The organism is Acinetobacter sp. ANC_7634, from assembly GCF_056779875.1.
Genome location: NZ_JBWYIT010000001.1, coordinates 172,631 through 188,666, shown reverse-complemented (window position 1 = coordinate 188,666; position 16,036 = coordinate 172,631). Strand labels below are relative to the sequence as shown.

Sequence of the window (16,036 nt, the reverse complement as noted above, 5' to 3'; positions counted from 1 at the left end):
AAATATGATTGGCACATGTAACTATGGCAACACAACTCGAATCTTCACTTCACGTCACAGATTTAATTCTTCAAGCGAGTCCAGTCGTACAACTGGTCATGCTGGTGTTGGTACTGGCTTCACTCTTTAGCTGGTACCTTATTGCCAAGTTACATATGACGTTTAAGAAAGCTCGCCAAGGCGATGATCATTTTCAGAAGATTTTTTGGTCTGGTGCAGAACTCAACACCTTATATAACAATGCTCAAGTCAACTCTAAGCGTGAAGGTTTGGAAGATGTTTTTTATCTTGGTTTTGCAGAGTTTCTCAAACTCAAAAAAACCAAAGCAGAAACAGCACAAGTCATTGATGGCACAGAGCGTATTCTTGGGGTGGGTTTAAGCCGAGATCAGAGCCGTATGGAACAAGGTCTCAGTGCGCTTGCGAGTATTGGTTCAGTTGCACCCTATGTTGGTTTATTTGGTACAGTTTGGGGCATCATGAATGCTTTTATCGGCTTAGCCCAAGTCGATCAAGTGACACTAGCAACTGTCGCACCAGGTATCGCGGAAGCCCTCATTGCGACTGCTATTGGTTTATTTGCTGCGATTCCTGCAGTACTTGCATTCAACCACTATACGGCCAAAAGTGAAGAAATTTACTCAGATCGTTCCTTGTTTGCTGAAGAAATGGTGGCGCTTTTACAACGTCGTTCTGTGGGTTCTACACAGGAAGCTGAATAAATGGCCGTTCGTCGTTCAGGGCGTTTCCAACGCATCAAAAAGCCACTTAACAGTGACATGAATGTAGTTCCTTATATTGACGTCATGTTAGTACTTTTGGTGATTTTTATGGTGACTGCACCAATGATCACAAGTGGCATAAAAGTTGATTTACCTGAAGCAAACAGTGTACCGATTGAATCTAAGGATGCACCAGCTATGGTGACTTTAGATCAACAAGGACAATACTTTTTAGAATACAAGGGTAGCCAACCAAGTCCACTGAGCTTGCAGGAATTACAACAGACACTTCGTGATGCACAACAAATTGCTGAACGTGAGAATAAACAATTTAGTGTCGTCATCAATGGTCATAATACTCGACCTTACGGTGAGGTGATGACGCTCATGTCTAACTTACAAGATGCAGGGATCAATCAAGTTGGCTTGCTGACCAAACCGATTCAATAAGCTATGAAAGAATCTAACTCCCGCTTTTCAAAAGAAAAGAAAATTGCAATCGGATTCACTGTTGCGGTCCATGTGATTGCGATCACAGGCTTATTGTTTCTTGGATTGACTCAACCTCCTGAGCCAACTAAAACTGTTAAAACAGTTTTAGTGAAACCTGAGGATCTAGTACCACCTGAACCCACGCCATTGGTTGAATCTGATCATTCAGATACAGCGCACCAGAACGTTCAAGAAAATGTTCAACAGACCAATGACCCAATTCAAAATGCACCAGTGATTCCTGTTGCACCTGCTGTACCTCCTCCAGCTCAACCAAAAGTTGAAGAGCCAAAATCCGACCGTAAAGCTGAGCAAGCGGCTGCGGTTAAAGCTCAACAAGAAGCCGAACGTAAAGCAACGGCTGAAGCACAACGTCAAGCGACTCAAGAAGCGAATCGTAAAGCTAAAGCTGAGGCCGATGCTAGAGCTAAACAAGAAGCCGCCCAAAAAGCCAAAGCAGTTGAGCAAAGCGCAAAACAGGAACAACAACAAAAGGCGAAAGCTGATGCGGCTTTAAAAGCGAAACAAGAAGCTGATCGTAAAGCTAAAGCTGAGGCAACTCAAGCCAAAGCTAAGCAGGAAGCTGACCGGAAAGCTAAGGCAGAGGCCGATGCTAAAGCAAAACAAGAAGCCGATCGGAAAGCCAAAGCTGCTGCGGAAGCCAAAGCAAAACAAGATGCTGATCGTAAAGCTAAGGCTGCAGCTGATGCCAAAGCTAAAGCGGAAGCTGATGCGAAAGCTCGTCAGGAAGCACAAAGAAAAGCGGATGCCGAAGCCAGAGAACGTGCCGAAGCTGAAGCTCGAGAATCTGCAGCTGAAAAAGCTAGACAAGAAGCAGCCAACAAAAAAGCTGAATCTAAACGCATCGCTTCTTCAGCAAAAAGAGACTTTGAGCAAAAAATTAAAGGTGCTTGGAGAATGCCAATAGGCTCTTCAGGTCAAAAAGCGACAGCACGCGTGACATTATCTGACAGTGGTTCTGTGACTTCAGTCATCGTCAATGCATCAGATCCAGATGTCAAAGCCAGTGTCGAACAGGCTGTTCGTGCAGCAGCACCATATCCGATGCCATCCGATCCTGATGCAAGGCGTGAAGCTCGTAGTTTCACTTCTTCATTCACCGTGAAATAATAAAAAACCTTTCGATTCGTCGAAAGGTTTTTTCATGAATTGCGGATAATTACACGCTTTATATAGATTCGGTACGGAGCTATATGCTAAAAAGCTAGAATATTCGAAAAATTAGTATCTTGAGTACGTGACCTCTCATGAAAATGATCTCAAAACATCTTCTCGGTTTAGCAATTTTGGCAGCATTTAGCCCTGCTCTCATTACGACCTCTTATGCACAGCTTCATCTTGAAATTGCTAAAGCACCTGAAGAAGCACCAAAAATTGCTATCGTGCCATTCGTAGGTGATCAACGCTTATACCCTGTTGTAGAGCAAGATTTAAACCGTTCAGGTCGCTTTACCAGTTCATCTAAAAATTTACCTGCAACAGCAACCATCAATCAAGCCAATGGTGCTGCTTGGCAATCTGCAGGCGTACCTTATGTTGTGAATGGTGAAGTTAAAACCAATCCTGATGGTTCATTGGCTGTTCATTACCAACTCTATGATGTCCAAAAACAACAATATTTGCTCAATGAACTATTAACTGTACCACCATCGCGCATTCGATCTGCAGCACATATGATCAGTGATGCGATTTACCAAGCATTAACAGGTATTCCTGGTGACTTTAGTGGTCGCATCGCTTATGTTTTGCGAAATCCTGCGACTCCTGATAATCGCTACACTTTACAAATCGCAGATACGGACGGCGAACAACCACGCACTGTATTGAGTTCGCGCGATCCAATTTTATCCCCTGCTTGGACGCCTGATGGCAAAAAAATCGCTTATGTTTCATTCGAAACCAAACGTCCAGCGATCTATGTTCAAGATTTAGCGACTGGACAACGTGAAAAATTAGCTGGCTTCCGTGGCTTAAACGGTGCGCCAAGTTTTTCCCCTGATGGTAAAAGCATGTTGTTCACTGCTTCAATGCATGACAACCCTGAAATTTATCAAATGGATTTAAATACGCGCCAAGTGAAGCGTATGACAAATAATACAGCAATTGATACAGAAGCTCGCTATACCCCAGATGGTAAAGGTTTTATCTTTACCTCAGACCGTGGTGGTTCAGCACAGATCTACCATTACACGTTTGCTGATGGTTTAACAAAACGTTTAACTTTCCGCGGAGCATTCAACGCACGTGGCAGTTTAAGTGCCGATGGTAAATATGTTGCTTTAGTACATCGCCCTTCTGGTAGCAACTATAAGGTAGCAATTCAAGAAATCTCAACTGGAATCACGAACATTTTAACGCCGACCAGTTTAGATGAATCACCAAGCTTTTCACCAAATGGTCAAATGGTCGTGTATGCGACACGTGAAGGCAGCCGTGGATTGTTATCGATTATGTCTACAGACGGTCGCTTCCGCATGAATTTACCTAGCGAACAAGGTGAAGTTCGTGAACCTGCTTGGGCACCTAAATAATCGAATTTAATCTTTCAAGGAGATGAACATGAACGCGATTAAAACGTTTGCTCTTCCACTCATTGCTGTAAGTTTAGTAATGACGGGTTGCGCAAGCCGTAAACCAGCAACTACAGATACCACTACGATGACACCACCATCAACATCAACCTCTGTGAATACGACTGGTCTCAGTGAAGATGCAGCATTAAATGCTCAAAACTTAACGGGTGGTTCTGCTAAAGGGGTAACTGAAGCCAATAAAGCTTTCTTGGCTAAACGTGTTGTTCACTTTGATTATGACAGCAGTGAGCTATCTACTGAGGACTATCAAACCCTCCAAGCACATGCACAATTTTTATTGGCAAATGCAAACTCTAAAATCGCATTAACTGGTCATACCGATGAACGTGGAACGCGTGAATACAATATGGCTTTGGGTGAGCGACGTGCCAAAGCAGTTGAAAGTTATCTAGTTACAAATGGTGTAAATCCAAACCAACTCGAAGCTGTGAGTTATGGTAAAGAAATGCCAATTAATACAGGTAACAATGAAGCTGCGTGGAAAGAAAACCGTCGTGTAGAACTCAATTATGAAGCAGTGCCACCACTTCTTCGCTAATGAATGCAAAAAAAGCGCTCAATTCGAGCGCTTTTTTTATATCAGGTTTAAGACCTTTGCGAGTCTGGCATGGGCACTTGCATAGACTCAATCATGTCATGCTTATTAAACTCTTTATATTCAGGTTTAGCCTCGTACTGTTTCCATGCTTCCTTGGAACTCTCTGAACTAATTTCGTTTAAGTCGATTGCCTCACCTGGCGTTGGAGTTGCTTCAAACTTTTGAATGCTCATTTTAAAGCTCCTTTTAAAATCATCCTCCTATCAACATACCATGTTCTAAAACTCTGGCAAGTGCAAAATCACCACAAATAACGCAGGATAATTTCTATTTTGCACTGAACTCATCTAAAATAGCCCAAGATCCAAATTTTATTCTTTTAAAGCTTTTAGGAGCGTCCTTGTAATGTCATACCTCACCTTGTCACAATATCTTGCACAACAACAAGGAAATCTAACGCCTGAACTCTCTAATGTGATTGAAACCATTGCTGAAACGTGTAAAACCATCGATTCAGCATTGCAAAAGGGTGCCTTAGCGGGTGTATTAGGTAGTGCTGGTAATGAAAACGTACAAGGTGAAGCGCAAAAAAAATTAGATGTTATTTCAAATGACTATTTAATTGATGCGCTAAAAAACAACGCAAATGTAGGCGGTTTAGCTTCTGAAGAACTCGATGAGTTTACACCAGCACAAGAGAACGGTAAGTATTTAGTTTTATTTGACCCACTAGATGGCTCAAGTAATATCGATATCAATATGTGTGTTGGCACCATCTTCTCTATCCTACCTGCCAAAAATTCAGTGACACAAGCAGAAGATTTCCTTCAAGCAGGCACTGAACAAGTCGCAGCTGGTTATGTGTTATATGGCCCATCAACTATGATGGCATTAACCGTTGGTGCAGGTACTGTTTTCTTTACATTTGATCCAGAGTCAAAAACATTCCTGTTGACGACTGAAAATATCCAAGTGGATGCCGATACAAAAGAATACGCCATTAATGCTTCAAACCAACGTCATTGGGAAGAACCTGTTCAACGCTATATTGGTGAGCTACAAGCGGGTAAAACATCTGTACGTGAAAAAGACTTTAATATGCGTTGGGTTGCCTGCATGGTTGGTGATATCCACCGTATTCTTTGCCGTAGTGGGATCTTCTTATACCCTTACGATACCAAAGATCCTAAGAAAGCAGGTCGTCTACGTCTTATGTATGAAGCAAATCCAATGAGTATGCTCATGGAACAAGCAGGTGGTGCTTCGACAACAGGTCGCGTGCGTATTATGGAAATCCAACCGACTGAACTTCACCAACGTGTACCAGTCGTTATTGGTTCAAAAAATGAAGTTGAGCTTGTTACTGCTTATCATCAATAATTTTACAATTGAGAGCCTATTGATTTAGGCTCTCATGGAAGTCAAACTGAATGGCCATTATCTTTTTAGAATCTAAAGACAACCCGAAAATTAAACATTTACGTGGTTTAATTGATCAAAATAGTTACCGTAAAAAGCAAGGCCAAACTGTTCTTGAAGGCACACATTTGTGCTTAGCTTGGTTAGAAAAAAATCGTAAGCTGAATTCGATTTTTACCACTGAAAAAGCAATGGAACACGCCGATTTTGACGAAATCGCACAACACTATACAGGTTCAGTGTTTGTTATTAGTGAATCACTCTATAAAGACATTAGCACGCTAGGAACCACCTTAGCATGTTTAGCGATTGTAGATTTACCAACTCAACGTGATGCTCTAGATTACACTCAAGACACTTTAATTCTTGAAAATGTTCAAGATCCAGGCAATGTGGGTACATTACTTCGTTCAGCTGCGGCTGCAGGTATTGAACAAGTTGTTTGCACCAAAGGTTCAGCATCTTTGTGGTCTCCTCGCGTATTACGAGCAGGAATGGGTGCGCACTTTTCATTAAAAACCTATGAAAACGTTGCGCTTGAAGATGTGCTGTCTCAATTCAAAATTCCCGTGTATGTCACGAGCTCACATGAATCAGAAAGTTTATATGCAAAAGACTTAACTCAAGCTTGCGTATGGGTACTGGGCAATGAAGGTCAAGGCGTTTCGGAATATGCCCTAGCGCATGCTTCAGCAATTACCATTCCCCAACCGGGTGGTCAAGAATCATTAAACGTTGCAGTTGCCGGATCGATTTGTTTCTTTGAAATGGTACGCCAACGGATATGATTCGTTAAAATATATTAACGAAGTCACTGAAAATAAAAAAATCTATTAAACTGCTAAAAAATAGTTGCTTAGATTGTCAACCTACCATTATGTTTTGACGTTATATAAGTAACGATTAGAAAATAATGGTGGGTACCCAATGACGGGATTTTCCATCTCTATGGATTTAGCACCAAAAAAAGTCAAGCCTGAAGATTCGAGTGTTCTTTTGAATACGGCAGAACAACGTCTTAAATATTTTATGCAAGACGTCACTGGGCGTGCATTGGTGATGATGGAAAGCGCAACTCAAGGACACAATGGCATTGCCATGGATTTAGTCCAAGAAGCTTTTATATCTTTGCATAAATCATATGCTGATAAATCCACTGCAGAGTGGTATCCCCTTTTCTATACCATTTTAAATAACAAACTTCAGGATTGGCGTCGTAAAGAATCTCGACGGGCTTTTCCATTCTCGTTATTTAAAAAAAATAACCACGATGAAGATGATGACGAAACCATCAATATTGTGGATGAATCAACACCTAATCCGCTGCAATTTCTTGCACAAGAGATGGCTGTTGAGGAGATTCAAAATGCAATTTCTAAGTTACCTGTTCGCCAACAACAAGCATTTATGTTGAGAGCATGGGAAGGGTTTGACACACAAACCACAGCCGAAATCATGAATTGTTCAGAAGGCAGTGTGAAGACCCATTACCATCGAGCTATACAGGGCTTAAGATCTGCTTTGTCTCACTTAAACCCAAATGACGGGGGATCATCGGATGAATCATGATGAATTTACGAAACAAGTGACTGAAAAATTGAATGTACTGGCATCAAAACATCGCAATAAAGCGGTCGTGATGGAGCATGTACTCGATGAGATTAAAGACAAACCGTTATTTTCTCAGTTGATGACTTGGAAAGTTACTGGTTTTGCATTAGCAGCCGCGATCACAGGATTTGTGGTACTTCCAAATGCATTTGATTTGGAAGAAGCTCCAAGCCCACAACAAGTGATTGTCACCCCTAAACTTTCTCCGCAAATGATGGAAGATCTAGAAATGTTATCTGTTTTTGGTGAGGATAAATCAGCTCATGGCAGCTAAAGGCTTAGCGATTGCACTCTGCACATTAGGTTTTTTACAAACCAGTTTTGCAGGCTATGAACGTTTTTGGATCTTCTCGAAAGACAATAATTCTGAACTTAATGAATCTTGGGAATCGCTTTCTGAAGAAGAACAAAAAGCACTGATTAAACGCTATCAAAATTTGAAAGAAATTCCTGAAGAGCAAAGTGTTGTTCTACAACAAAGAATGGATTGGTTTACTAAACTGCCTGAACAAGAAAAAATACAAATGCGCGAAACTTGGCAACAGATGAGCTCAAGTGAACGAAATGATTTGCGTAAAAAAATGATGAACGCGACGACTGCCGAGCAGCGCAGGGAAATACGCGAAACTTATATAAATAAATATATGCAACAAACCACGATGAAATAATAAACTTTAAAGCCTCCACAAGAGGCTTTATTTTTGAGTTAAAGATATATACCCTCACGTTCAGGCTGATAGAGCACTTTATCAATTTTCACTTTCATTGTTTGCCCATCAGGCTGAGGCCATTCAATTTCTTGTCCTTCCGCCAAACCTAGGATTGCTGCACCAATAGGTGCAATCACATTAACCTGCCCCTTTTCACCTTTAAAGTCATGGGGATATACCAGCACAATCTCTGTAGATTCAGTGGACGGTGCAACCGTTATCAGCACTCTAGCATTCATCGTTACTACATTGGCAGGGATATCTTTAGGCTGTACGACTTCAGCACGAGCCAACTCATTTTCTAAATGCTCCATCGTTGGAGTTACCTGCTTCTGATGTTCCAACATGGTTTCTAAACGATTTAAATCCTGTTCAGAAATAATAATATTTGGATGGCTCATTTTCTGCTCCAATTCAAATGTATAACGACAATTGAATAATTAATAGATACATCAGTTATATCAGAACTATCTAAAAATGACAGATTTGACATTCCAACATTCAATAAAAAAGCCCCCTTGAGGGGGCTTTTCTCAAGTCGAAGATTATTTTGCGTAAACTGGGAATTTAGCGCATACAGTCTCAACTTTAGCTTTCACAGCGTTGATGACAGTTTCATCACCTTTAGAATCTAAGATATCCGCGATCCAACCTGCAAGTTCACGTACTTCTGCTTCACCGAAACCACGAGTTGTTACAGCTGGAGTACCGATACGGATACCAGAAGTTACGAATGGAGAACGTGGATCGTTTGGCACAGAGTTTTTGTTCACAGTGATGTGAGCCGCACCTAACCAAGCATCAGCATCTTTACCTGTAATGTCTTGTTTGATGAGAGACAACAAGAACAAGTGGTTTTTAGTTCCGCCTGAAACAACATCATAACCGCGTTCGATTAACACTTCAGCCATTGCTTGTGCGTTTTTCACAACTTGTTGTTGATATGCTTTGTATTCAGGTGCCATTGCTTCTTTGAAGCAGATTGCTTTAGCCGCTACAGCATGAACTAAAGGACCACCTTGATTACCTGGGAATACAGCAGATTGAAGTTTTTTCTCAATTTCTTCATTTGCTTTTGCAAGGATTAAACCAGAACGTGGACCACGAAGTGTTTTGTGAGTCGTCGTTGTAGTTACGTCAGCAATTTGAACTGGGCTTGGATAAACACCAGCAGCAACAAGACCAGCAACGTGAGCCATATCTACAAATAGATAAGCGCCTACTTTGTCCGCGATTTCACGGAAACGCTGCCAATCAACGATTTGGCTATAAGCAGAGAAACCTGCAACAATCATACGTGGCTTGTGTTCTACAGCTAAACGTTCTACTTCTTCGTAATCGATTTCACCCGTTTCTGGATTTAAACCGTATTGGATCGCATTATATGTTTTACCAGAGAAGCTAACTTTAGCACCGTGAGTCAAATGACCACCGTGAGCTAAGCTCATACCTAAAACAGTATCGCCTGGGTTAAGAAGCGCTAGATAAACTGCAGAGTTTGCTTGAGAACCAGCATGAGGCTGAACGTTCGCGTAATCAGCACCAAAGAGTTCTTTAGCACGGTCAATTGCCAATTGTTCAATCACGTCTACATATTCACAACCGCCATAGTAGCGTTTGCCTGGGTAGCCTTCTGCATATTTGTTAGTGAGTTTTGAACCTTGAGCTTCCATTACTGCTGGAGAGCAATAGTTTTCTGAAGCGATTAACTCAATATGAGCTTCCTGACGAGCATCTTCACTCGTAATAGCTTGAGCTAATTCTGGATCAAAGTCAGCAATAGAGATATTGGCAAACATTAGCGAGGTCCTATTAATGTAGGGCTTTTAAGCCGTGCTAAGATTGGCGCGTATTGTAACATGAACTTGTTAAATTTCGAGAATGAAGTTTAAACAGTTTGCAATTAAATTTGATTAATTCCTGTGTGTTTACTCAATTACTATTAAAAACAAATATCTGAATTATGACTATTCTTTTTTAAATTCATTCATTTTTGAAAATTGCCTTTAACAACCTACAGTCTAAACTTGCAGCGTCAATATCATAGAAAACGAAATTTCTTTAAATGAGCACCTTATCTAAATAATTCCCATAATTTGTTCAATTCAGCATAATTTATACAATTCATTGACTTTATTACTGTGAGCTCAGATTTGAAAATGTTAAATTAATTACATCTTTATCATTAACTTGGACATTTGCATGCAAGCCATTATCTTGGATACTGAAACCCATACATTAAACGGTTTGCCCATAGAAATTGCATATGCTCCTATTCAGATTGAACAAGGCAAATTAAGTCTTGATCGCGAAAAAATTTTTGACCAACTATATAGCATTGGTGACGAAAAAATTTCCTATGCTGCAATGGCGGTTCATCATATTCTTGAAAGCGATTTAGTAGATCAACCCAACTTCAGAACCTTCGAGTTACCTCAAGAAACGACGTATATTATTGGTCATAATATTGATTATGATATTCGAGCTATTCAGCAATGCGGCGTTGAAACAAGTCATATTAAAGCCATCTGTACACTCGCTCTTTCTCGACTAGTTTGGCCTCATGCAGAAGCACACAACATTTCTGCTTTAATTTATATGATTAGTAAAGGCAGTAGCAAAGCTAGAGAGATGTTAAAAGGTGCCCATCGAGCTGACGCAGATATTATTTTGACTGCAAATATTTTAATGCACATTATTCATCATTTGGGTATTCAAAACATTGAAGAACTCTATGAAGTATCTGAAGATGCACGTATCCCTCGTACAATTAACTTCGGTAAACATCGTGGGACAGCCATTGTAGATCTTCCAAAAGATTATGTTTCATGGTTACTAAGACAAGAAGACTTGGATCCCTATTTGAAAAAAGCCTTAGAAAAAACTTTAATTGATACGCTTTAAGCAATATTTCATGACTCTCACTTTGAACCTAAACCTCAAAGTGAGAAATTAACTATTTTTTTTAATACTTTTAAACGATTAAACTAAAATTTACACCAATAATTAAAATAATATAATCACATGATAATTAAATATTTTTTATTATTTTTATTCATTCAACACTGCCCACCTCATCCGCTATTAGACTAAGGCGAAGTAGAACATCTTTGTCATAAATATATTAATACGATCATACAACAACGGTATAAATAGGTGCCTTATGTCTAAACTCAGCCAAATTCTAGAATTTGATCCTTTAGATAATCCTATGTATCTTAAAAAAGTCGGAAATTGGGTTCTCACCTTCTTGCATGCCCATGACCAGGTGGAGAAAATCCAGCTCGCCATTACCAATGTTATTCCGCGTCAAGCAGATGGCTCATTGCAGCCTCGACGTATTATCATTGAGCAAGCTGATCAAGAACATCAATGGCAAATCAATCACATAGAATGTTTTGATAGCCTTGAAAATAAAGAAGTCCTGCTCAATGCTTCAGAACAAACGGGTGGATCGATCATTCAAGACCTGCTCAGTGAATTTCGAAAATATGATGTTGAAGTCATGTTTAAAGCATAATTCCGATATGAAAAAGCCCGCTTTACGCGGGCTTTATGTTGGAAGGCTAGTGTTAGATTTATTGTTCAACTGAACTCAACTAACTGTCATTGATCCGTCCAACTCGTCAGTAGCGTTGAATATTTATTTACAACCTACTGTGAGTTTTAATTTAATACTTTCAATATGTGATGTGAAGTGACTTTAACACTTTTCAACAACTGTATAAAAAAAATACAATTGAACTTTTTTATTTATAGATAAGAATAGGTTTCGCGAATACAGACAAAAACCTTATTAAAAAAGTCGACCCTAATGGGTCAACTTTTATTTCTAAATTTAAGCTCAGAATTAAGCCAAATAACGTGAACGATTATTTGAATGATTTACACCGAAACGTCCAGCAAAAATCGTCACAATCAATCCAATCAATAAACCAATGAATGACCATAAAGCAGCTTTTGCAGCAGCTTTAGTCGCATTAGCTGCTTTTTCACGTGCTTGATCTTTTAGTTCAGCATATTTTAATTTAGCAGATTGAATATTCGCCTCTAAATCATTAAAGAATTTATCCTGCTGTATAAGGAAATTATTGACAGCTTGATTCGCTTCTTGCGGAGTTAGAGATGAATTTTTAGCTAAAGCAGCACTGACTTCATTCTTATTAATAGAAGCAGTCACAGATTGTGCACGATTTTTTAATTGTTCTGATAACTTTTGAATAATAGCATCACTGTTATCTGGATGAATCACCAACTCTTTTGCAGCAACCTTAATTTGCTCCTTTGCCCATTCACCCTGCGCTTTTAAGAATTCGGGTTGCAGTTCCTCGATCCCAGTTTTGCGTAATGCTTCTGACATCTTTTCATCACTATTTTCAAGCTTTGGTAAAGGAACTAATTCCTCAAAAGCTTGAACTCCGATCTGAGTTAAATTAACGCCACCTTGACCAATTCCTGTTACTACACTACCTGCAGCACCACTGACTGAACTAATCGCACTACCAGTAATTTTTGCCGCGCCGCTAATGGTCATTGCACCAAACCAGATACCTAACAGCAATGAAAGTGACCAGACAATAAAGCCATGGATTGCACCATCAGCTTGAGCCAATTGACCTTCAACAAATCCACCAGTAGCCAACGATACTAACAATGAAATAATTGTCCATAAGCTTACTGCTATCCCTGAGCCATTTGTAATATCAGTGGTAGATTGTGGATCTAGGAGTGCAAAACCTAATGCAACACCAAGTAATGAGAATAAAATTGAAATAGCTAATACAACAATAACGCCAGCGAAAATACTCGCCCACGAAATTCGATTTTGGATCAGAACTTTTTCTTCGTACATTGTTGTGCCGCTTATTTGAATTATTCATAATTTATGTGATTTATACGCCAATGCCGCAATTCAAACTTAAGATAGGTCATGTGAATTTTATGTGACTTATTTATCATTTTAATGTTTATTTTGAGAATTATTATATTATCATTTGTCAATATTGGTGCATCTCACGATTCAATCGACTCAGATTAACAATTCAGATTAATCATTAAATTTTGATAAAAATTTACTAAAAATATTTTAATTGACAGACTATGTTTTGTTTGAAAAACATAAAAGAAATGGTGCGCTCAGCGGGACTCGAACCCACGCCACAGGCTTCGGAGACCTGTACTCTATCCAGTTGAGCTATGAGCGCATTTTAGGAAGTGCGCACATCATAACAAAAAAAACTCTAAGGTAAAGCAACTATATATCTTTCCAATTTTTAGTGCTCATGCTTTATACAGCGTTTCAACATCAAAACAGAGAATTCTGATTACAAAGCTTGGTTTATTTTTCAAGATCACTCACAATATCTCAACTTTTCACCATTCGAGATATTCATGACTGATGCATTGACCTTAAGGGATTTGTCGAAGACCTATCGAAATGGTTTTCAAGCACTAAAAGGAATTAATTTAGATGTTCCAGAAGGTGAATTTTATGCACTTCTAGGCCCTAATGGTGCAGGTAAATCAACCACTATTGGCATCATCAGCTCTCTTACAAAAAAAACTGCAGGAACTGTCCAGATTTTTGGTCATAACCTCGATACACATCCTTCTCAAGCTAAACAATGCTTGGGTGTAGTCCCTCAAGAGTTTAACTTTGCGCAATTTGAAAAGACTTTCGATATTTTAGTCACACAAGCAGGTTATTACGGCATTCCAAAAAAAGTTGCTGAAACTCGTGCAGAGGAGTATCTGACCAAATTAGGTTTATGGGAAAAACGTTCTACTCAAGCACGTATGCTATCTGGGGGAATGAAACGCCGCCTTATGATTGCCCGAGCAATGATGCATGATCCGAAACTGTTAATTCTCGATGAACCGACTGCTGGTGTTGATATTGAACTACGTCGCTCGATGTGGGACTTCTTAACAGAAATGAATCAGAAAGGTACATCTATCATTCTCACAACACATTATTTAGAAGAAGCAGAAGTACTGTGTCGCAAAATTGCAATTATTGATCGTGGCGTCATTAAAGAAGACACCACCATGAAGAACTTCTTAAATCAATTAAATGAAGAATCTTTCATTTTTGATTTGGCTGAACCTATAGAACCGATACAACTTGACATTATTGGTGTGAAATTTAATTTGGTTGATCCAGTGACCTTAGAAATTACGCTTGATAAAGCACATAGCATGAATGATCTTTTCCAACTTCTAGAATCACAGAACATTCAAGTTCGAAGTATGCGTAATAAATCAAATCGTTTAGAAGAGTTATTCGTCAAAATGGTCGAAAAGAATCTTGATGGAGCTGCGCAATGAATTTTAACCAACTCGCTGTAGCTTTATATACGATTATCCATAAGGAAATTCGTAGATTTATGCGCATTTGGCCACAAACATTGTTACCACCAGCAATTACCATGTCACTGTATTTTGTGATTTTTGGAAATCTAGTCGGTTCAAGAATTGGGGAAATGGGTGGCTTTACCTACATGCAGTTCATAGTACCTGGTCTAATTATGATGGCTGTCATTACTAATAGTTATGCCAACGTTTCATCAAGCTTTTTTAGTTCTAAATTTCAAAAAAGTATTGAAGAACTGATCATGAGTCCTGTGCCATTACATGCCGTACTTTGGGGTTATGTGCTTGGTGGTGTTGCTCGAGGCTTATTGGTTGCTATCATTGTGACTGCGATGAGTTTATTTTTTACTGACTTATATATTACCAACTGGTTCGTCACAATTTATACCGTCCTGATTACGTCACTACTGTTTGCATTAGGTGGATTTATTAATGCGGTCTATGCAAAGTCATTTGATGATATTTCGATTATTCCCACTTTTGTTTTAACACCGTTGACCTATTTAGGTGGGGTGTTCTATGCAATTTCTGCATTAAGTCCATTTTGGCAAAATCTATCTTTGATTAACCCTGTCGTATATATGGTCAATGCATTCCGTTATGGAATTCTTGGCCATAGCGATGTAAATGTATCTATTTCTTTATTAGTAATCACAGCGTGTTGCGCCGTGCTATATGCGGTCGCTTATCACTTACTCTCCCGTGGTTCAGGAATGCGTGAATAATGAGCGTTGAACAATCTCTTTTAGGCAAAGACACCAACTATCCAACTGAATATCAACCTGAGGTGCTATTTCCAATTGCTCGCGCAGAAGCACGAGCGAAGTACGCACATGTAGACGGTATTCAACAAGGAATAGATTGGTGGCATATTTTTGAAATTTCTTGGTTGAATCTGTTAGGGATTCCTCAAGTTGCGATTGGTCGAATGCATCTTCCAGCTTCATCACCTTATCTCATCGAGTCAAAATCTCTAAAACTATATTTCAATAGTCTTAATTTTGCTCAATTTGAATCTCAAAATCAGTTTATTGAGACAGTCGAGCGTGATCTTTCTAAAGCAGCCAATGCAGAAGTAAGACTTGAATTATTCGATGTTGATCAATTGAATATTGCTCAGCCTGAAGGAATATGCATCGACCATTATGAGCCTGAACGTCTTGAAAACCACCCTGATGCGAGCTTACTTAAACTCGATGCAGCGTCTTCCGAAGAAATCGTTGAAATTCAATTATATTCGCATTTATTAAGAAGTAACTGCCCAGTCACAGGTCAGCCTGATTGGGGCACAGTTTTTTTAAGATATCGTGGCAAAAAACCTTGTTATCGTTCAGTTTTAGCTTATATTATCTCCTATCGTCAGCATAATGGCTTTCACGAACAATGCGTTGAACAAATCTACGCAGATATTTGGGAAAACTTTAATCCTGAAAAGTTGATGGTATATGCGACTTATACACGCCGTGGTGGTTTAGACATTAACCCTTGTCGTGTATCGGACTTTGCATGGATGCCAAGCCCAATTCGATTGGCGCGACAATAAATTGAAGAATAGTT

The 16,036-nt window shown here is 39.4% G+C and carries 19 protein-coding genes and 1 tRNA gene; 15 read left to right on the top strand and 5 right to left on the bottom strand.

What is annotated here, in order from left to right:
• Positions 1–23: 23 nt before the first annotated feature.
• The 5 genes from tolQ to pal all read left to right on the top strand — a co-directional run bounded on the left by tolQ (position 24) and on the right by pal (position 4,367).
• Entirely contained in the window at positions 24–722 is a 699-nt protein-coding gene (gene tolQ, locus AC1M9A_RS00910) for a protein TolQ (RefSeq protein ID WP_179998400.1), read from the top strand.
• Positions 723–1,172, top strand: a complete 450-nt coding sequence (gene tolR / locus AC1M9A_RS00905) for a protein TolR (protein ID WP_481589753.1) — start codon at positions 723–725, stop codon at positions 1,170–1,172.
• Positions 1,173–1,175: 3 nt separating this feature from the next.
• Complete coding sequence (gene tolA, locus AC1M9A_RS00900) at positions 1,176–2,345, top strand: cell envelope integrity protein TolA (protein ID WP_481609423.1); 1,170 nt, start codon at positions 1,176–1,178, stop codon at positions 2,343–2,345.
• A gap of 137 nt (positions 2,346–2,482) precedes the next feature.
• The gene (gene tolB, locus AC1M9A_RS00895; protein WP_481608328.1) at positions 2,483–3,766 is read left to right on the top strand and encodes a Tol-Pal system beta propeller repeat protein TolB; all 1,284 of its coding nucleotides are present in this window, start codon (positions 2,483–2,485) and stop codon (positions 3,764–3,766) included.
• 28 nt (positions 3,767–3,794) lie between these two features.
• The gene (gene pal / locus AC1M9A_RS00890) at positions 3,795–4,367 is read left to right on the top strand and encodes a peptidoglycan-associated lipoprotein Pal (RefSeq protein WP_481608327.1); all 573 of its coding nucleotides are present in this window, start codon (positions 3,795–3,797) and stop codon (positions 4,365–4,367) included.
• Positions 4,368–4,414: 47 nt separating this feature from the next.
• On the opposite strand, the gene AC1M9A_RS00885 is transcribed toward pal, so the two are convergent.
• Complete coding sequence (locus AC1M9A_RS00885) at positions 4,415–4,600, bottom strand: NF038105 family protein (RefSeq protein WP_035265716.1); 186 nt, start codon at positions 4,598–4,600, stop codon at positions 4,415–4,417.
• Between the two features lie 172 nt (positions 4,601–4,772).
• Between AC1M9A_RS00885 and AC1M9A_RS00880 the strand changes: the two genes are divergently transcribed.
• The 5 genes from AC1M9A_RS00880 (at position 4,773) to AC1M9A_RS00860 (ending at position 8,065) form a co-directional block, all read left to right on the top strand.
• Positions 4,773–5,747 (top strand): class 1 fructose-bisphosphatase, encoded by a 975-nt coding sequence (locus AC1M9A_RS00880; protein ID WP_035265714.1) that lies wholly within the window; start codon positions 4,773–4,775, stop codon positions 5,745–5,747.
• A gap of 50 nt (positions 5,748–5,797) precedes the next feature.
• A complete protein-coding gene (locus AC1M9A_RS00875; RefSeq protein ID WP_481595542.1) occupies positions 5,798–6,574 on the top strand; it encodes a TrmH family RNA methyltransferase in 777 nt (258 codons plus the stop codon).
• Between the two features lie 160 nt (positions 6,575–6,734).
• A complete protein-coding gene (locus AC1M9A_RS00870) occupies positions 6,735–7,355 on the top strand; it encodes an RNA polymerase sigma factor (protein ID WP_171260669.1) in 621 nt (206 codons plus the stop codon).
• Positions 7,345–7,671, top strand: coding sequence for a hypothetical protein (locus tag AC1M9A_RS00865; RefSeq protein WP_481595543.1), 327 nt, complete (start codon positions 7,345–7,347; stop codon positions 7,669–7,671). The genes AC1M9A_RS00870 and AC1M9A_RS00865 overlap by 11 nt, the downstream gene beginning before the upstream one ends.
• On the top strand, positions 7,661–8,065 hold the full coding sequence (locus AC1M9A_RS00860) for a DUF3106 domain-containing protein (protein WP_481595544.1): 405 nt from the start codon (positions 7,661–7,663) through the stop codon (positions 8,063–8,065). Before AC1M9A_RS00865 ends, AC1M9A_RS00860 begins: the two co-directional genes overlap by 11 nt.
• A gap of 38 nt (positions 8,066–8,103) precedes the next feature.
• Here the strand turns inward: AC1M9A_RS00860 and rnk are convergent, their stop codons facing one another.
• Together rnk and glyA are read right to left on the bottom strand one after the other, a co-directional pair.
• On the bottom strand, positions 8,104–8,508 hold the full coding sequence (gene rnk, locus AC1M9A_RS00855; RefSeq protein WP_481588470.1) for a nucleoside diphosphate kinase regulator: 405 nt from the start codon (positions 8,506–8,508) through the stop codon (positions 8,104–8,106).
• Between the two features lie 144 nt (positions 8,509–8,652).
• Positions 8,653–9,906 (bottom strand): serine hydroxymethyltransferase, encoded by a 1,254-nt coding sequence (gene glyA / locus AC1M9A_RS00850; protein WP_035265704.1) that lies wholly within the window; start codon positions 9,904–9,906, stop codon positions 8,653–8,655.
• Positions 9,907–10,309: 403 nt separating this feature from the next.
• On the opposite strand from glyA, the gene AC1M9A_RS00845 reads away from it, so the two are divergent.
• Both AC1M9A_RS00845 and AC1M9A_RS00840 read left to right on the top strand, forming a co-directional pair.
• Positions 10,310–11,011, top strand: coding sequence for a putative quorum-sensing-regulated virulence factor (locus AC1M9A_RS00845; protein WP_481595546.1), 702 nt, complete (start codon positions 10,310–10,312; stop codon positions 11,009–11,011).
• 259 nt (positions 11,012–11,270) lie between these two features.
• Entirely contained in the window at positions 11,271–11,627 is a 357-nt protein-coding gene (locus tag AC1M9A_RS00840; protein WP_481592887.1) for a hypothetical protein, read from the top strand.
• Positions 11,628–11,957: 330 nt separating this feature from the next.
• Here the strand turns inward: AC1M9A_RS00840 and AC1M9A_RS00835 are convergent, their stop codons facing one another.
• Positions 11,958–12,959, bottom strand: coding sequence for a TIGR04086 family membrane protein (locus AC1M9A_RS00835; RefSeq protein WP_481609422.1), 1,002 nt, complete (start codon positions 12,957–12,959; stop codon positions 11,958–11,960).
• Between the two features lie 276 nt (positions 12,960–13,235).
• A tRNA-Arg gene (locus tag AC1M9A_RS00830) sits at positions 13,236–13,311 on the bottom strand.
• Positions 13,312–13,498: 187 nt separating this feature from the next.
• On the opposite strand from AC1M9A_RS00830, the gene AC1M9A_RS00825 reads away from it, so the two are divergent.
• Genes AC1M9A_RS00825 through queF form a run of 3 tightly spaced genes read left to right on the top strand, consistent with a single transcriptional unit; the run spans position 13,499 to position 16,022 of the window.
• The gene (locus AC1M9A_RS00825) at positions 13,499–14,434 is read left to right on the top strand and encodes an ABC transporter ATP-binding protein (protein ID WP_481595579.1); all 936 of its coding nucleotides are present in this window, start codon (positions 13,499–13,501) and stop codon (positions 14,432–14,434) included.
• On the top strand, positions 14,431–15,204 hold the full coding sequence (locus AC1M9A_RS00820; RefSeq protein WP_092766033.1) for an ABC transporter permease: 774 nt from the start codon (positions 14,431–14,433) through the stop codon (positions 15,202–15,204). The genes AC1M9A_RS00825 and AC1M9A_RS00820 overlap by 4 nt, the downstream gene beginning before the upstream one ends.
• Entirely contained in the window at positions 15,204–16,022 is an 819-nt protein-coding gene (gene queF / locus AC1M9A_RS00815) for an NADPH-dependent 7-cyano-7-deazaguanine reductase QueF (RefSeq protein WP_481609421.1), read from the top strand. Before AC1M9A_RS00820 ends, queF begins: the two co-directional genes overlap by 1 nt.
• The last annotated feature ends 14 nt before the right edge of the window (positions 16,023–16,036 follow it).